Origin of the sequence: Labedella gwakjiensis, from assembly GCF_003014675.1 — a bacterium.
Lineage (GTDB): Bacteria > Actinomycetota > Actinomycetes > Actinomycetales > Microbacteriaceae > Labedella > Labedella gwakjiensis.
In genome coordinates, this window is the sequence record NZ_PYAU01000001.1 from 2,447,921 (window position 1) to 2,465,123 (window position 17,203).

The following is a 17,203-nucleotide window of genomic DNA, read 5'->3' on the forward strand; positions in this document are numbered from 1 at the left end:
GAACGCCCCCTCGGATAGAGTTCGGAACGATGAGTACATCGGAGTGGTATCCCACCGGAATCCAGGTCGACCTGTCCGCCGGCCGCGTCTCGGCCGTCGTCACGGAGGTGGGGGCGTTCCTCCGCCACCTCGCCGTCGACGGAGTCGAGATCGTCGAGAGCTTCCCCGCCGAGCAGCTGCCGAAGCAGTCGCAAGGCGCGATCCTCGTGCCGTGGCCGAATCGCGTGCGCGACGGGAAGTGGACGCTCGACGGCGAGCAGATGCAGCTCGATATCAGCGAGCCGAAGAACGGCAACGCGTCCCACGGGCTGCTGCGGAACACCGCGTACGCCGTGGAGCGGCTCGCCGACGACCGTGTCGTCCTTCGCGCGCCCATCCATCCGACACGCGGATACCCGTTCAGCCTCGCGACCGAGGTCGAGTACGCGCTGACGGAGGACGGTCTCGTCGTCACCCATCGCCTCACGAATCACGGCACTGCGGCTGCACCCGTCGGCGTGGGCGCCCATCCCTACCTTTGCATCGGCGACACCCCCACGGCCGAGCTCACGCTCACGAGCAGCGGATCGACCCTCGTCGTGGTCGACGACCGCCTCAACCCGACCGGGACGGCACCCGTTCCGGCGGAGAAGGACCTGCGCGGCGGTCCGCGCGTCGGCGACTTGAGTCTCGACGACGCGTACACGGACCTCGACGTGGTGGACGGTCGCGTCGAGCACGTGCTCGCCGCCCCGGACGGCTCGACCGTCACCCTCTGGGCCGACGAGGCATTCGCGTGGATGCAGGCCTTCGTCTCCACGAAGCTGCGTCCGGGCGGGCTGGCCCTCGCCGTGGAACCCATGACGATGCCGGCCAACGCCTTCAACACGGGGGACGGCCTCACGTGGCTGGCCCCCGGCGACACTCTCGAGGTGCACTGGGGCATCCGGGCCGACCTGAGCGAGGAGCGCCGATGAGCGAGCAGAACACCGACACCACGTCCCCCACCCCCACGGGGCTCCGCTGGGGCATCCTCGGCACGGGGGGAATCAGCACGAACTTCACCGGCGACATGATCGACGGGGGTTTCCCGGTGGTCGCCGTGGGGTCGCGTTCCACGGAGTCGGCCGAGCGTTTCGCGCAGGAGCACGACATCGCTCGCGCCCACGGCAGCTACGCCGACCTCGCCGCCGACCCCGAGGTTGACGCCGTCTACATCGGGACGCCGCACCCGTTCCACGCCGAGAACGCCGTGCAGATGCTCGAGGCGGGCAAGCATGTGCTCGTCGAGAAGCCGTTCACGATCAACGAGGCCGAGGCGCGACTCATCGCCGACACGGCCACACGGGTGGGGAAGGTCGCGCTCGAGGCGATGTGGACACGCTTCCTCCCGCACATGATCCGGGTGCGCGAGATCGTCGCTTCCGGGGTCCTCGGCGAGCTGCGCTCCGTGGTGGGCGAGCACTGTCAGGACCTGCCGGACGACCCGTCGCACCGGCTCAACGACCTCGCGCTCGGCGGCGGAGCGCTCCTCGACCTGGGCATCTACCCGATCTCGTTCACGTGGGACATCCTCGGCGCCCCCGAACGGATCATGGCGGCGGCGGTCTTCAAGGACACGGGTGCGGACGCGCAGACGACGACGCTCTTCCAGTACGCGTCCGGCGCGACGTCGTCGACCGTGTGCGCGAGCGATGCGGCCGGTGCGAACCGGGCATCGATCGTGGGCACGGAGGGGCGGCTCGATTTCGAGCCCACCTTCTTCACGCCCACCGTCGTGCGTCACGTCGTCCCCGGCGGTGCCGTCGTCGAGGAGATCGACCTGCCCGTCGAGGGCCGCGGCATGCGCTACCAGGCGGCCGAGCTCGAACGCCTGGCTGCCGCCGGTCTGATCTCCGGCGACATCCTCCCGCTCGAAGAGTCCGTCGCGATCATGGGCACGCTCGACGCCATCCGCGCTCAGACGGGGCTGACCTACCCGGGCGAGAGCGCCCCTGGCGTGCCTGCGGCCCGCTCGAGCATCGTCGGCTGACGGCCGCATCGCCCAGGAAGCCGCTCGTAGAATCGAGGGGTGACCTCGACCGACCGCTCCGACGCCTTCGCGGTCGATCGGCCGGCGACGGTGGCGGGAGCTGCGCGACACGTCCGGAGGGCCGGCCCGTTCGCGTCTGGCGGTCCCGTGCGTTCCCTCGTCGGAGTCGTCCTCGCGGCCGTGCTCGTGGGAGCGTCCGTCACCTCGCTCGGTGTGGTCGCGACCACGGCGACGGCCGCCCCGGCCGTCACCGCCACCCCGACCCCCACGCCGACGGTGGACCCGCGCATCGTCGCGGACGATCCGGTGCCGGCGACGACGCCGCGGATGTGCTCGGTCGCCGACGTCGCCGCCGACCCCCGCCTCGCCACCCTGCAGGCGCAGGTGCGGAGCGCGGATACCGGCGAGATCCTCTTCGACCGGGACGGGGACACCCCGAACCGCACGGCGAGCACCTTCAAGGTCATCACGTCGGCTGCGGCGCTCGCCGTCTTCGGGGCCGACCACACCTTCGAGACCCGCGTGGTCGAAGGGGACGAGCCGGGCACGATCGTGCTCGTGGGCGGGGGAGACATCACCCTGACACGGCTCCCGACGGGGCAGTCGTCCGTCTACACGGACGCCGCGCACCTCGACGATCTGGCCGCACGCACCCTCATGGCCCTCACGGAGACCGGTGAAACGGATGGGACGGTGACGCGCATCGTGGTGGACGCGTCCCTCTTCGGCACCGACGACTGGCGCCCCGACTGGAACCCGAACTCGCCGGCGGAGGGGTACCAGACGCGCGTGACCGCGCTGCAGGTGGACGGGGACCGCGACGACCCCACACGCACGGGCTCTCCGCGCGGCACGGACCCCGTGGGGCGCGCGGCTGATGCGTTCGCGTCGTACTTCCCCGGTGCCGTGGTCGAGTCGGGAACGGCGTCCGCGGACGCGGAGGAGCTCGCCGTCGTCTCGTCGCCCACGGTGGCGTCACTCGTCCACGACAGCCTGCTCGAGAGCGACAACATGATCGCCGAGGCGCTCGCTCGGCTCGTGTCGATCGAGCTCGGCGCCGGCAACACCTTCGCAGCGCTTCAGCAGGCCATCCCCGAGGCGCTCGCCGACTACGGAATCCCGACGGACGGTATCGTCGTCGCCGACGGCTCGGGCCTCAGCACGGAGAACGCGGTGCCACCGTCGTACCTCACGCGGCTGTTCGGTCTGGTGGAGGACGGCGCGGGGGACCTCGAGGCGGTCGAGGCCGGTCTGCCCGTCGCCGGCGAGACGGGCACGCTCGACGAGGACGAGCGCTTCACGGGGGACAGCGCCGCCGCCCGCGGGCACGTTTTCGCGAAGACGGGCTACATCCGCTCCGCCTACACGCTGTCCGGCATCATCGAGGCGGCCGACGGCTCGACGCTCGTCTTCACGATCTACGCGCTCGGAACGGTGGGGGAGACGCTCCCCACGACGACGATGGAGGGGATCGACGCTCTCACCACGGCCTTCTACCGCTGCGGCTCGAGCCTCTCGAACGGCTGACCCTCCGACGCGGCCGGTAGAGTCCCGGTGTGGCCACTCCTGATTTCATCATCGCCCTCCGCGAGAAGATCGGCACCGACCCGCTGTGGTTGTCCGGCGTCACCGCCGTCGTCCTCGACGGCGCGAACGTCCTCCTCGTGAAGCGCGCGGACAGCGGCGCATGGACCCCGGTCACCGGCATCATCGATCCCGGCGAGGAACCGGCGTTCGCGGCCGTGCGCGAGGTCGAGGAGGAGGCCGGCGTCTCGTCGGTCGTCGAACGCCTCGCCTGGGTGCGAGTCACCGAGCCCGTGATATACCCGAACGGCGACGAGTCGCAGTACCTCGACCTCGTCTTCCGGCTCGCCTGGACGGGCGGGGAGCCGACGCCCGCCGACGGCGAGAACACCGAGGCCCGCTGGTTCCCGCTCGACGACCTCCCGCCGATCTCGGATGACATGCGCGCTCGCATCGCCGCCGCCGTGGAGGACCGTCAGGACACGCGCTTCCAGGCGCCCGGCCGCTGAGGCTCCTCCGAGCGCCGCGGCATTCCGGTGAGCGCTTGGCGCTCGTAGAATCGGGGCGGACCCACCCCGACGTCCCAGGAGGACCACCGTGACGCGCGCACTTCTCATCGTCGACGTACAGAACGACTTCACCGAGGGCGGCGCCCTCGGCGTCGACGGCGGAGCGGCCGTCGCCGAGAACGTCACGGCCTTCGTGCGCCGCACGTCGGGCGCCTACGGTGTGGTGTTCGCCTCGCGGGACTGGCACGACGGCGACACCTCCAACGGCGGCCACTTCGCGGACGGCGCTCCCGATTTCGTGGACACCTGGCCACGGCATTGCGTGGCGGGAACACCGGGAGCCGACTACCACCCGGCACTCGACGCGTCCCTGGTCGACGTGCACGTGCGGAAGGGCCAGGGCGTGCCGGCGTACTCGCTCTTCGAGGGCACGACGGACGACGGCCGGACCGCGTCGGCGGCCCTCGCAGCGCACGGCGTCACCGAGGTCGACGTCGTCGGCATCGCCACCGATCACTGCGTGCGGGCGACGGCCCTCGACGCGATCGAGCACGGGCTGCACGTGCGGATCCTCACCGACCTCGTCGCCGGGGTCGCTCCGGATCCGAGCGCTGCGGCGCTCGCCGAGGTCGCGCACCACGGCGGGGAACTCGTGTCGAGCACGGTCGTCGAGGCTCCCTCGGAGGGCTGAAGCCGTCGGCGGTCGACGCGGAGGGGACCGAGGAGGTCGCACCGCCTCCCCGGCCCCAGTGAACCCGTTCGGTCCCGCTCGGGAATCGGATGGGGTGGACCTCCGGCCCGTCAGTCCGTCGCGGGTCCGGTCGACCCCCGCACGATGAGCTTCGTGGCCGGCCGGTCGGAGTCTGCCCCCGGTTCGCCCGCGATCGCGCGCTGGAGGGCGACGACCGCGGCCTCACCCAGGCTCCGCATGTGGCTGCGCACGGTCGTGAGGGGCGGCGTCAGGAGGTCCGCGCCGAAGATGTCGTCGAAGCCGATCACGCTGAGCGTGCCGGGTACGTCGATGCCGGCATCCCTGGCGCCCTGCAGCAGACCGAAGGCGAGGAGGTCGTTGAACGCCACGACCGCCGTCACACCGCTCGCCGCCACGCGCGGGACGGCGGCCCGGCCGCCGTCGATCGTGGGGCTGTCCGACTCGATCGCGCGCACGGTCATTCCTCGGGAGAGGGCGTCCGCCACGAGCACCTCGTGGCGGCGCCCGTTCATCCAGGATGCCGAGGGGCCGGTGAGGTAGGCGATGTCCCGATGCCCCAGCTCGGCGAGATGGCGGACGGCCTCGTGCACGCCCACCTCCACCTCGGCGGTGGCCGCCGGAAGATCGGCGACGAGTCGGTTGACGGTGACGACGGGCTTGAGCTCGGCGAGCGCGACGATCTGTTCGTCGCTGAGACGCGAGCCCACGAGCATGAGGCCGTCGGCCACGCGGAGGAGGCGCTGGGCTGCGTCGAGCTCGACGTCCACGTTCTCCTGGGAGTCGGCGAAGAGGAGCGTGCAGCCGGCCTCGGCTGTGACCCGTTCGGCACCGCGTACGAGGTCGAAGTACACCGGGTTCGTCATGTCGGACATCACGAGGGCGAAGTTCCCCGTGAGACCCGACTGCAGGGAGCGGGCCATCGGATTGAGGCGGTAGCCGAGCTCATCGGCCGCCGCGCGGATGCGGCGCTCGGTCTCCGAATTGATCCGGCCGGGCTTGTTGAGCGCGCGGGAGACCGTCGAGGCGGCGACGCCGGCCTTCTCGGCGATGTCGTAGATCGTCGGCGCGGTCGATCGGCGCGTACGTTCGGTCATCGGTTCCCCCTTCGGCTCCGGCAGGCCTCCAGAACCTATGGATCTGGCAACCGCTTGCCAATCTAATCACAAACCGGTCTCGGTTGGTCACGAGTATTCGGCAATCGATTGCGGCAATCGGTTGCACTTGCTACGGTCGAGTCACGTCGACGGGTCGAAAAGACCCATACGACGGCCCCAGCTCACGCGTCGGACCGGATCCGGCGAACAGCGCGGGCACAGGCTTCCACCCCGACAGCCCCACCGTGTCAATGACGAACGAAGGACTACTGACGATGAAGTTGGTTTCGAAGAGAGCCGCGGCCGTGACCGCGTCGATCGCCGCGGCGGCGCTGCTCGCCGGATGCTCAGGCGGAAACGCCGACAACGGGGGAGGAACCGCCGGAGGCGGGACGCTCACCCTCGGGACGATCGGCGAGCCGACGTCGTGGGACCCCGCGCAGGCCCACGTCGGGCACACGCTTCAGCCGTACCAGGTGGCGTACGACACGCTCATCCTCCGCACGGCCGACGGCGACCTCGAGCCGATGCTCGCCACCGAATGGTCGTACAACGACGACCGCACTCAGCTCACGCTCGAGCTGCGCGACGACGTCACCTTCAGCGACGGCGCGGCGTTCAACGCCGAGGCCGTGAAGGCCAACATCGAGAACCTCCAGAACAACAACGGGCGGCAGGCCGCGCAGGTGGCCGCCGTCGAGTCGGTCGACCCCGTGGACGACGACACCGTCGTGCTCAACCTCTCGGCTCCGGACCCTTCCCTCGAGTACAACCTGTCGCAAGCAGGCGGCCTCATGGGAAGCCCCGAGTCTCTGGGGACCGAGGAGATGATCTCCACACCGGTCGGATCGGGACCGTACGTGATGGACACGGAGCAATCGGTCTCGGGATCGCAGTTCGTGTTCACGGCGCGGGAGGACTACTGGAACCCCGACCTGCAGAAGTTCGACACCGTCGTCCTCAAGCCGTACGAGGAGCTCACCGCGCGTGTGAACGCGCTCCTGTCCAAGCAGGTCGACGCGACGATCCTCGACGCGTCTACTGCGGAACAGGCCGACGGCGCCGGTTTCGCCACACTCGAGGACTATCGGGTGGACTGGCAGGGACTCCTTCTCCTCGACCGCGAGGGTACGCAGGTTCCGGCGCTCGGGGATGTGCGTGTGCGCCAGGCGATCAACTACGCGATCGACCGCGACACGATGCTCGAGTCGATCCTGCGCGGATACGGTGAGCCGACCCAGCAGGTGTTCGGTCCCGACAGCGGGGCATCCGTCGATGAGCTCGACAGTCGGTATGACTACGACCCCGAGAAGGCGAAGGAACTCCTCGCCGAGGCCGGATACGCCGACGGCTTCGACCTCCCCATCTCCGCCGGTCCCGGCTTCGAGACGGCCCTGGCCGCGCTGACGCAGCAGTTCGCCGATGTCGGCATCCGGGTCCAGGTGACGACCCTGAACGTCCAGACGTTCCTCGACGATCTGTCGTCCGGCAAGGTCCCGGTGCTCTACCAGAACCTCTTCCAGGGTGAGCCGTGGGTGGCGATCAATCAGATCATCTCCACCGATGCCATCTACAACCCCTTCGACTCGGCCACGCCCGAACTCGACGAACTCATCGCCGCCGTCCAGACGGGCGGAGACGAGTCGGCAGAGAACGCCAAGGCCGTGAACGAGTACATCTCGGAGAACGCCTGGTTCGCCCCCGTGTACCGGATCGACCAGGTCTACTCCTACGATTCCGAGAAGATCTCGGTGGAGAAGCAGATCCAGCAGGCCGTGCCGTCCATCTACAACTTCGCGCCCGCCTCGTAACCGCCGGCGGGGAGGCGACCGCGGTCGTCTCCCCGCCCCTCGGCCCGCTCTGGAGCACTCGTGATCACCTACACCCTCAAGCGCATCGCGTCGGGACTCGTCCTGCTCGTCGCCATCTGCGCCGCCGCCTACGCGCTGCTCTTCGTCAACGGGTCGAGCATCGCCCGCAACATCGTCGGCGATCAGGCCACCGAAGCCCAGGTCGCGGCGAAAGAAGTCGAGCTCGGCCTCGATCAGCCCCTCCCCGTCCGGTTCCTCGACTGGGTGGCGAGCGCCCTCTCCGGAGACCTGGGTCGGAGCTGGTTCGGGACGATCACCGTGTCCGACAGCCTCACGACGAGGCTCCCCGTCACGCTCGCCCTGATCGGCGTCGCGATGCTCTTCGTCACGATATTCGCGACCACCATCGGGACGCTCGCGGCCGTCAAACGCGGCTGGATCGATCGGGCGGTCCAGGTCGGTGCCGTCATCGGCGACGCGATCCCCGGTTTCGTCCTCGCCGTTGTGCTCGCAACGGTGTTCGCGGTCCAGCTCGGGTGGTTCCCCGCGGTCTCGAGTATCGGACCAGGCTCCGGAATCGACGCGTGGATCGCTTCGCTCACGCTTCCGGTCATCGCCATCGTGCTGAACTACGTCACAGCGAGCGCACAGCAGATCCGATCGGCCGTGATCCAGCAGCGCGACCGCGACTTCGTGCGGACTCTCCGCAGCCGCGGACTCGGCGAGGGGGAGATCCTCCTGAAGCACGTGCTGCGCGCGGCGGCGCCCGCCGGCCTCACCGTCCTGAGTCTGCAGTTCGTCGGCCTGCTCGGCGGAGCCGTGATTCTCGAGCGCATCTTCGCGCTCCCCGGGATCGGACAGCTCGCCGTGACGTCCACCGTGAGCGGAGACATCCCCATCGTGATGGGCGTCGTCCTCTACACGGTCGTGATCGTCGTCATCGTCAATCTCGCCGTCGACCTCATCAACGGCTGGCTCAACCCGAAGGTGCGTGTCTCGTGACCTCGATCAGCACAGGCGGAGCCGAGCGTCGTCGCGACAATGTCGTGATCCGTCTCCTCCGCAACCCACTCGGAGCGATCGGACTCTCGGTCGTCCTCCTCGTCGTCCTCGGCGCGATCCTTGCGCCCCTCCTCGCTCCGTACGGAGCCACGACCGCGGACATCGCCAACCCGTTCGCGAGCCCCGGAGGGGACCACCTCCTCGGCACCGACAGTTCGGGACGCGACACGTGGAGCCGGCTCCTCTGGGCCTCTCAGCTGACACTGTCGTCCGCGGTCCTCTGCGCCGTGGTCGCCATCGCGATCGGACTGCCCTCCGGTCTCATCGCCGGCTACTTCGGCGGCCCGTTCGACGGCGTGTCCTCCTGGTCGGCCAACGCGCTCATGAGCCTTCCCGCCATCATCGTGCTCCTCTCGGTGCGATCCGCGGTGGGACCGAGCGTCTGGGTCACCATGATCGTCTTCGGTGTCCTGCTGAGCCCCGGCTACTACCGCCTCACGCGAACCGCCGTCCAATCGGTGCGGAACGAGCTGTACGTCGATGCCGCGCGCGTCTCGGGACTGAGCGACGCCCGCATCATCGCCCGCCACATCATCTCCGTGGTGCGCGCGCCGATCATCATCCAGACGGCCCTCATCGCCGGCGTCGCGATCGCCATCCAGTCGGGGCTCGAGTTCCTCGGCCTCGGCAACCCGGCGGAGCCGACGTGGGGCGCCATGCTGAGCGAGGGCTTCCGCAACATCTACATCTCGCCGACCCTCATGCTGTGGCCGGCGCTCGCGATCGGCCTCACCGTCGGCGCGTTCGTGCTCATCGGGAACGCCCTGCGCGACGCCCTCGAGGACCTGCCGAGCGTGCGCGCGAACCGCAAGGCGACGGCCGCCGTCGCCGCGAGCGGCGTGACGCCCGGCGCTCTCGCCGACACCGTCTCCGTGACGGTGGAGCCCGAGATGGCTCCGACGGTCTCGGTCTCGACGAGCGCCGACCCGCTCCCTGGCACGGACGAACTGCCCGAGGGCGACCACCTCCTCGAAGTGCGCGACCTCGAGATCGGCTACCCGAACGCCGATGGCGGCCTCACGACGGTCGTGCAGGGTGTCAGCTTCTCGATCGACCGCGGCGAGGTGCTCAGCATCGTCGGCGAGTCCGGATCGGGCAAGAGCCAGACGGCGTTCGCCGTGCTCGGCCTGCTGCCGAGTTCGGCCCGCATCGTCGCGGGGAGCATCGTCATCGACGACATCCAGACCATCGACCCGGCGTCGCAGCGCATCCTCCAGAAGGAGGTGGGCCCGCTGCGTGGGCGGCGGATCTCCTACATCCCGCAGGAGCCGATGTCGAACCTCGACCCGAACTACACGATCGGGCACCAGCTGGCCCGGCCGATGGTCAAGCTCCTCGGCATCAGCCGCGCCGATGCGAAACGGCGCGCGATCGATCTCCTCGAACGTGTCGGGATCTCCGACCCGGAGGGGACGTTCGCCTCGTATCCGAACGAGATCTCCGGCGGAATGGCGCAGCGCGTCCTCATCGCGGGGGCCGTGAGCTGCGAACCCGACCTCATCATCGCCGACGAGCCGACCACGGCGCTCGACGTGACGGTTCAGGCCGAGGTCCTCGATCTGCTCCGCCGCATGCGCGACGAGCTCGGAGTCGCGATCCTCCTCGTCACCCACAACTTCGGCGTCGTCGCCGACATCGCCGACCGCGTGGCCGTCATGCAGCGCGGCCGGCTCGTGGAGGAGGGACCCGTGCGCGAGATCCTGCACCACCCGCGCCACCCGTACACCCGCACCCTGCTCGGCTCGATGCTCACCGGTCGGGAACCGCTCACGCCGCTCACCGAGGAGACGACCCGATGACCGAGAAGCTGCTCCAGGTCGACGACCTCGCCGTGGCCTATCCGCGGAAGGGCTTCCGCCGCGGCCCCGTCGAGATCCTCCACGGCGTCTCCCTCGACATCGAGCCGGGCAAGACGCTCGGCGTCGTGGGGGAGTCGGGATCCGGGAAGACCACGATCGGCCGCGCCATCCTGGGCCTCGCGCCGATCACCCGCGGAACGGTGACCTTCGGCGGCGTCGACATCACGCACGCCGGGCGACGGAAGCGGGCAGAGCTCGCCGCCGACCTCCAGGTGGTCTTCCAGGACCCGTACAGCTCGCTCAACCCGGCGATGGAGATCGGTCAGATCCTCGCCGAGCCGCTGCAGGTGCAGAAGGTCGGTGCGAAGGAGAGCCGCGCCCGCGTCGCCGAGCTGCTCGACCGGGTGGGACTCCCGAGCAACGCCATCACCCGGGTGCCCCGCGAGTTCTCGGGCGGGCAGCGCCAGCGGATCGCCATCGCGCGCGCCCTCGCCCTGCGGCCGAAGCTCATCGTGTGCGACGAGCCGGTGAGCGCGCTCGACCTCACGACACAGGCTCGCGTGCTCGACCTGTTCCTCGAGATCCAGCAGGACCTCGGGGTGTCGTATCTCTTCATCTCGCACGATCTCGACGTGATCCGTCACATCAGTCACGACGTCGCCGTGCTCTACCGCGGCGACGTCGTCGAGCGCGGCGAAGCGGCGGTCGTCACCACGTCGCCGCAGCACCGGTACACCCGGCGGCTCCTCCTCGCGTCGCCTCTGCCCGACCCCGACGCTCAAGCGGAGCGGCGAGCTCTCCGTGGCCGGATGGCCGCTGAGGAGCGCGTCGCGGCGGGGTCGGGGGTCGAACGATGACGGACGTCCTGATGGGGGCCACCGCGACCTCGGCGGCATCGGACGACCGGCTCCTGCCCGTCGACGCCGGAACGCGCGCGATCGCTCGAGACCTCTACGAGACGGTCGCCGACCTGCCGATCGTCTCGCCCCACAGCCACGTTCCCGCATCGCTCCTCCGGCAGGACCGGGCGTTCGAGGATCCGACGGAGCTGCTCATCAGCTCCGACCACTACGTGACGCGGCTGCTCCACGCGAACGGCGTGGACTACGACGACCTGCGGCCGACGGACGGGTCTGCGGCCGGCCGGCGGGCGTGGCGGCTCCTCGCCGAGCACTGGCACGAATTCGCGGGGACGGCATCCGGGTACTGGCTCGAGCGCACCTTCGAGCGTGTCTTCGGCATCGGGGAGGACCTGGCCGCGGGGAACGCCGACCGGATCTACGAGGCGATCGAGGAGCGGCTCGGCGAGACGGCGTTCCGGCCTCGTGCGCTCTTCCACACCTTCCGCATCGACGTGCTCGCGACGACCGACGATCCGCTCGACGACCTCGCGGACCACGCCGCACTGCGCGACGACCCGACGTTCACCGGGCGGGTGCTGCCGACGTTCCGTCCGGACCGCTACCTCGATCCGGAGAGCCCCACGTTCCCCGCCGACGTCGCACGACTGCACGAGGCGACGGGCGAACCCGCCACGTTCGACGGCTACCTCGCAGCCCTCGCGGCACGGCGCGCTCACTTCATCGCGAACGGTGCTGTCTCGGCCGATCACGGCATCGCCGACCTGCGCATCGTCGACCTCGGCACCGACACGGCCGCCCGCCTCTACGACCGTGCGCGGTCCGGCTCGCTCTCGGCCGAGGACGCGCACGCCTTCCGCGGGCACATGCTTCTCGAGATGGGGCGCATGAGCGCCCGGGACGGGCTCGTCATGACCATCCACCCCGGTGTTCGGCGCAACCACAACACGGCAACGTTCGAGCGCCACGGCGCTGACACCGGGCACGACATCCCGATCGCGACGCACTTCACGGACGAGATCCGCCCCCTCCTCGACGAGGTAGGACTCGTGGACGGCATGCACCTCGTGCTGTTCAGCGTCGACGAGACGGTGTACTCGCGAGAGATCGCCCCGCTCGCCGGCTTCTACCCCTCGGTGTACATCGGCGCGCCGTGGTGGTTCCTCGATGCCCCCGACGCCGGGATGCGCTTCCGCTCGGCCGTCACCGAGACGGCCGGCTTCTACCGTCATTCCGGCTTCATCGACGACACGCGTGCCTTCCTCTCGATCCCGGCCCGCCACGACATGTCGCGCCGGCTCGACGCGGCCTTCCTGGCGCGACTCGTGGCCGAGGGACGGGTGCGGCCAGCCGCCGCGGAGCGCATCATCCACGACCTCACCGACACGATGCCGCGGAAGGTGTTCAAACTGTGACGGCGCCCATCGACCGATCGACCCACCCGGAGCCCCGCGGCACGCGCCCCCGCCGCATCGTGCACCTCGGCCTCGGCGCCTTCCATCGCTCTCACCAGGCCTGGTACACGGCCCGCGCGAACGATCGGGACGACTGGGAGATCACTGCGTACTCCGGTCGGCGCCCGGACGCCGCGGACGCCCTGCAGGCCCAGGACGGCCTCTACACGCTCATCGAACGCGACGACTCCGGGGACCACGCGACGATCGTCGGTGTCATCACGGAGGCCGTCGACGGCGCGGACGTCGAGCATCTCGCTCGCGCCGTGAGCGACCAGCGGACGGCCCTCGTGACGCTCACGATCACGGAGGCCGGCTACCAGGCGTCCGAGGAGGGCGCGGCGGACCTCGAGAGGCTGGCATCCGCCGCCGAGGGGCGATGCGAGGCCCCTCGTTCCGCACTCGGACGCCTGGCCGTCGCTCTCGATGCCCGCCGCCGCTCGGGCTCCGGACCGATCGCCCTGGTGAGCTGCGACAACCTGCCGGACAACGGGGGAGTGCTCCGCGAGGCTCTCCGTCCCCTCCTCGAGGCGATCGGCGGCGAGACGGTCGCCTGGGCCGAGACGCACATCGGCTTCGTGTCGAGTTCCGTCGATCGGATCACGCCGCGCGCCACGGACGCGGATCAGGAGGCGGCCGCTGCCCTCACCGGGTTCCGGGACGCGTGCGTCGTGGTGGCGGAGCCGTTCGCCGACTGGACGATGTCCGGAGACTTCCCTGCTGGACGACCCGACTGGGAATCGGCCGGCGCGCGCATAGTCGACGACGTCGAACCGTTCGAGCGTCGCAAGCTGTGGCTCCTCAACGGCGCGCACACGCTGCTCGCCGCGGCGGGGCCCGCGCGCGGGCATGCCTACGTCGACGAGGCATTCGCCGACCCCGTGGTGCGGTCATGGGTCGAGGAGTTCTGGGACGAATGCGTCCGGCACCTCCCCGAGGGGCTCGACCTCGACCGCTACCGATCGGACCTCGCGAGCCGCTTCGGCAACTCGGCCATCCGGCACTCGCTCGAGCAGATCGCGACCGACGCCGAGACGAAGCTGCGCGTGCGGATCGTGCCCGTGCTCGACGCGGAACGCGCCGCCGGTCGCAACGGTTCGGGCGCCGCCCGAGCGCTCGCCGCCCACCTCGCGACGCTCGACGGGATCGATACGGCCTCGCCGGATCGCATCACGCTGAGAGCCGCCCTCGACCGCATCGCCGGAACGCCCGTCGACGACGCCGTCGTCGACGGATGTCTCGACCTGCTCGACGACCTCGTTCCCCTGAGCGCACCCTGAAATGAAGGAGATTCAATGCTGAAGCCCCAGGCCACCCGGACTCGCGACCTGCGATCGCTCGACGGGCTCTGGTCCTTCGCCCTCGACAGCGAGGTCGGCGACGAGCCCTGGCGCGGACGCCTGCCCGCGATCCGGCAGGCTCCCGTCCCCGCGAGCTACAACGACGTCTTCGCCGACGCCGAGATCCGCGACCACATCGGCGTCGCCTGGTACCAGCGCGAATTCGTCGTCCCCTCCACGTGGACGGGTCGCCGCATCGTCTTGCGCTTCGACGCCGTGACCCACACGGGCACCGTCTTCGTGGGCGACGAGCAGGTGGCGCACCACGAGGGCGGCTACACGCCCTTCGAGGTCGACGTGACGGAGCTCGCCGCACCCGGCACCGCGGTCGTCGTGACCGTGGCCGTCGACAACCGGCTCACGAGTGCGACCGTGCCGCCCGGCGAGGTCGGAACCGCGGCCGACGGGAAGCCGACGCAGCTCTACCGCCACGACTTCTTCAACTACGCCGGGATCCACCGCTCCGTCCACCTGATCGCGACGTCGCCTGCGCACATCGACGACGTCTCGGTCACGACGACGCGCGAGTCCGACGGTTCCGCTCGCGTGCACTACACGGTCGACACGGTCGGCGACGGAGATGTGTCCGTCGTGCTGCGCGACGAGGACCGGCGCGAGGTCGCCGCGGCCGCCGGCGCGAGCGGCACACTCACCGTCACCGACCCGAACCTCTGGCAGCCCGGGGCCGCCTACCTGTACGAGCTCGAGGTCTCCATGGGGGACGGCGCCGACGCCGACTCGTACACGCTCCCCGTGGGCATCCGCACCGTCGAGGTGAGGGGGCAGCAGTTCCTCATCAACGACGAGCCCTTCTACTTCACCGGCTTCGGGAAGCACGAGGATGCGCCGTTCCGCGGGAAGGGCCACGACGACGTGCTGCTCGTGCACGACTTCGCCCTCCTGGACTGGATCGGGGCGAACTCCTTCCGCACGTCGCACTACCCGTACGCCGAGGAGGTGCTCGAGTACGCGGACCGGCACGGCATCGTCGTGATCGACGAGACCGCGGCCGTCGGCATGAACATCAACATGGCGGGAGGCATCCTCGGCGGAGCGCGGAAGCCCACCTTCTCCCCTGAGACGATGAGCGACGTCACTCGCGACGCGACAGCCCAGGGCATCCGCGAGCTCATCGCTCGCGACAAGAACCACCCGAGCGTCGTGATGTGGTGCATCGCCAACGAGCCGGCCTCGGCGGAGCAGGGCGCGCGCGAGTACTTCGAACCGCTCGTCGAGCTCACACGCGAGCTCGACCCGACGCGTCCCGTCACGTTCGCCAACCAGGGCGATGCACGCTTCGACAACGACCTCATCGTGGACCTCTTCGACGTGATCTGCCTCAACCGCTACTTCGGCTGGTACCAGCAGACGGGTGACCTGGCGCGCGCCGAGGTCGAGCTCGAGAAGGAGCTGCTCGGCTGGGCCGCGACGTACGACAAGCCGATCGTCATGACCGAGTACGGCGTCGACACCGTCGCGGGACTCCACCAGGCCGTGCCGTCACCGTGGAGCGAGGAGTACCAGATCGACTTCCTCGAGATGTACCACCGCGTCTTCGACCGCATTCCCGCCGTCACCGGTGAGCAGATCTGGAACTTCGCCGACTTCCAGACGAAGGCCGGCATCATCCGGGTGGACGGCAACAAGAAAGGCGTGTTCACGCGTGATCGGCGGCCGAAGTCCGTCGCCCGTGTGCTCAAGGCCCGATGGACAGCGCGGCGCGACGCCGCGGCAGAAGGAGGAGACCGATGAGGATCGACAAAGCGGAGGTCATCGTCACGAGCCCCGACCGCAACTTCGTCACGCTCAAGCTGACGACCGACGATGGTCTCACGGGACTCGGCGACGCGACCCTCAACGGACGCGAGCTGGCCGTCGTGAGCTACCTCGCCGAGCACGTCGTGCCGCTCCTCATCGGCCGCGACGCGCACAAGATCGAGGACACCTGGCAGTTCCTCTACCGCAGCGCCTACTGGCGTCGCGGGCCCGTGACGATGGCCGCGATCGCCGCCGTCGACATGGCACTGTGGGACCTCAAGGGCAAGGCCACCGGGATGCCGGTGTACCAGCTGCTCGGCGGCGCGTCGCGCACCGGCCTGCTCGCCTACGGGCATGCGTCGGGGAAGACGAACGACGAGCTCTTCGACAGCATCCGCTCGCACCAGGAGCAGGGCTACCGCGCGATCCGCGTGCAGACCGGCGTGCCCGGGCTGAAGTCGATCTACGGCATCGCCTCCAACGCGACGTTCGAGGCCAACTCCGGCGTGCGCTACGACCACGAGCCCGCCCAGCGCGGCGCGCTCCCCGCCGAGGAGGACTGGGACACCCGCAGCTACCTCCGGCACATCCCCACCGTCTTCGAGGCGGTGCGGAGCGAGTTCGGACCGGAACTGCCGCTCCTCCACGACGCGCACCACCGCATGACGCCGATCCAGGCGGCGAAGCTCGGCAAGAGCCTCGAGCCGTACGACCTGTTCTGGCTGGAGGACTGCACACCGGCCGAGAATCAGGAGGCGCTGCGTCTCGTGCGCCAGCACACCACGACGCCGCTCGCGATCGGCGAGATCTTCAACTCGGTGTGGGACTACCAGCAGATCATCCGCGAGCAGCTCATCGACTACGTGCGGAGCGCCGTGACGCACACGGGCGGCATCACGCACCTCAAGAAGGTGCTCGACTACGCGAGCCAGTACCAGATCAAGTCGGGCATGCACGGGCCCACCGACATCTCCCCGGTCGGCATGGCCGCTGCCATGCACCTCGGGCTCGCCATCCACAACTTCGGCATCCAGGAGTACATGAAGCACGGGGCGAAGACCGACGAGGTCTTCCAGCAGTCCTTCACGTGGACCGACGGCTTCCTCCACCCGGGCGACGAGCCGGGCCTCGGCGTCGAGCTCGACGTGGATGCGGCGGGGCAGTACCCGTACCAGCAGGCCTACCTGCCCTACAACCGTCTCGCCGACGGGACCGTGCACGACTGGTGACCGGCAGGGCGTCGCCCGTGGGGATACGGCGGGTGGCGCC

Annotated in this window: 14 protein-coding genes; 13 read left to right on the forward strand and 1 reads right to left on the reverse strand. The window is 69.8% G+C overall.

Annotation, left to right across the window (positions count from 1 at the left end):
* Positions 1-29 precede the first annotated feature (29 nt).
* The 5 genes from CLV49_RS11560 (at position 30) to CLV49_RS11580 (ending at position 4,735) form a co-directional block, all read left to right on the forward strand.
* A complete protein-coding gene (locus CLV49_RS11560) occupies positions 30-956 on the forward strand; it encodes an aldose 1-epimerase family protein (protein ID WP_106563678.1) in 927 nt (308 codons plus the stop codon).
* Entirely contained in the window at positions 953-2,011 is a 1,059-nt protein-coding gene (locus tag CLV49_RS11565; RefSeq protein ID WP_106563679.1) for a Gfo/Idh/MocA family protein, read from the forward strand. Before CLV49_RS11560 ends, CLV49_RS11565 begins: the two co-directional genes overlap by 4 nt.
* Before the next feature lie 39 nt (positions 2,012-2,050).
* Positions 2,051-3,538 (forward strand): D-alanyl-D-alanine carboxypeptidase/D-alanyl-D-alanine-endopeptidase, encoded by a 1,488-nt coding sequence (locus CLV49_RS11570; protein ID WP_243696600.1) that lies wholly within the window; start codon positions 2,051-2,053, stop codon positions 3,536-3,538.
* Positions 3,539-3,567: 29 nt separating this feature from the next.
* Positions 3,568-4,044: an NUDIX hydrolase gene (locus CLV49_RS11575; RefSeq protein ID WP_106563680.1), complete on the forward strand. Its 477-nt coding sequence runs from the start codon at positions 3,568-3,570 to the stop codon at positions 4,042-4,044.
* 88 nt (positions 4,045-4,132) lie between these two features.
* Complete coding sequence (locus CLV49_RS11580) at positions 4,133-4,735, forward strand: isochorismatase family protein (protein ID WP_106563681.1); 603 nt, start codon at positions 4,133-4,135, stop codon at positions 4,733-4,735.
* 110 nt (positions 4,736-4,845) lie between these two features.
* Here CLV49_RS11580 and CLV49_RS11585 read toward each other — a convergent pair whose 3' ends face one another.
* Complete coding sequence (locus CLV49_RS11585; RefSeq protein WP_106563682.1) at positions 4,846-5,850, reverse strand: LacI family DNA-binding transcriptional regulator; 1,005 nt, start codon at positions 5,848-5,850, stop codon at positions 4,846-4,848.
* Positions 5,851-6,125: 275 nt separating this feature from the next.
* Between CLV49_RS11585 and CLV49_RS11590 the strand changes: the two genes are divergently transcribed.
* From CLV49_RS11590 to manD, 8 genes are read left to right on the forward strand one after another with little or no spacing between them, the layout of a single operon-like run.
* Positions 6,126-7,661, forward strand: coding sequence for an ABC transporter substrate-binding protein (locus CLV49_RS11590; RefSeq protein ID WP_106563683.1), 1,536 nt, complete (start codon positions 6,126-6,128; stop codon positions 7,659-7,661).
* A gap of 60 nt (positions 7,662-7,721) precedes the next feature.
* Positions 7,722-8,663 carry an ABC transporter permease gene (locus CLV49_RS11595; protein WP_106565050.1) on the forward strand — a complete coding sequence of 314 codons (942 nt, stop codon included), beginning with the start codon at positions 7,722-7,724 and terminating at the stop codon, positions 8,661-8,663.
* Entirely contained in the window at positions 8,660-10,522 is a 1,863-nt protein-coding gene (locus CLV49_RS11600) for a dipeptide/oligopeptide/nickel ABC transporter permease/ATP-binding protein (protein WP_166426847.1), read from the forward strand. Before CLV49_RS11595 ends, CLV49_RS11600 begins: the two co-directional genes overlap by 4 nt.
* Positions 10,519-11,379 carry an ATP-binding cassette domain-containing protein gene (locus CLV49_RS11605; RefSeq protein WP_106563684.1) on the forward strand — a complete coding sequence of 287 codons (861 nt, stop codon included), beginning with the start codon at positions 10,519-10,521 and terminating at the stop codon, positions 11,377-11,379. Before CLV49_RS11600 ends, CLV49_RS11605 begins: the two co-directional genes overlap by 4 nt.
* A complete protein-coding gene (gene uxaC / locus CLV49_RS11610) occupies positions 11,376-12,797 on the forward strand; it encodes a glucuronate isomerase (protein WP_243696599.1) in 1,422 nt (473 codons plus the stop codon). The genes CLV49_RS11605 and uxaC overlap by 4 nt, the downstream gene beginning before the upstream one ends.
* The gene (locus tag CLV49_RS11615) at positions 12,794-14,116 is read left to right on the forward strand and encodes a mannitol dehydrogenase family protein (protein ID WP_106563685.1); all 1,323 of its coding nucleotides are present in this window, start codon (positions 12,794-12,796) and stop codon (positions 14,114-14,116) included. The genes uxaC and CLV49_RS11615 overlap by 4 nt, the downstream gene beginning before the upstream one ends.
* 15 nt (positions 14,117-14,131) lie before the next feature.
* A complete protein-coding gene (gene uidA / locus CLV49_RS11620; RefSeq protein WP_106563686.1) occupies positions 14,132-15,928 on the forward strand; it encodes a beta-glucuronidase in 1,797 nt (598 codons plus the stop codon).
* Entirely contained in the window at positions 15,925-17,163 is a 1,239-nt protein-coding gene (gene manD / locus CLV49_RS11625) for a D-mannonate dehydratase ManD (RefSeq protein WP_106563687.1), read from the forward strand. Before uidA ends, manD begins: the two co-directional genes overlap by 4 nt.
* Positions 17,164-17,203 lie beyond the last annotated feature (40 nt).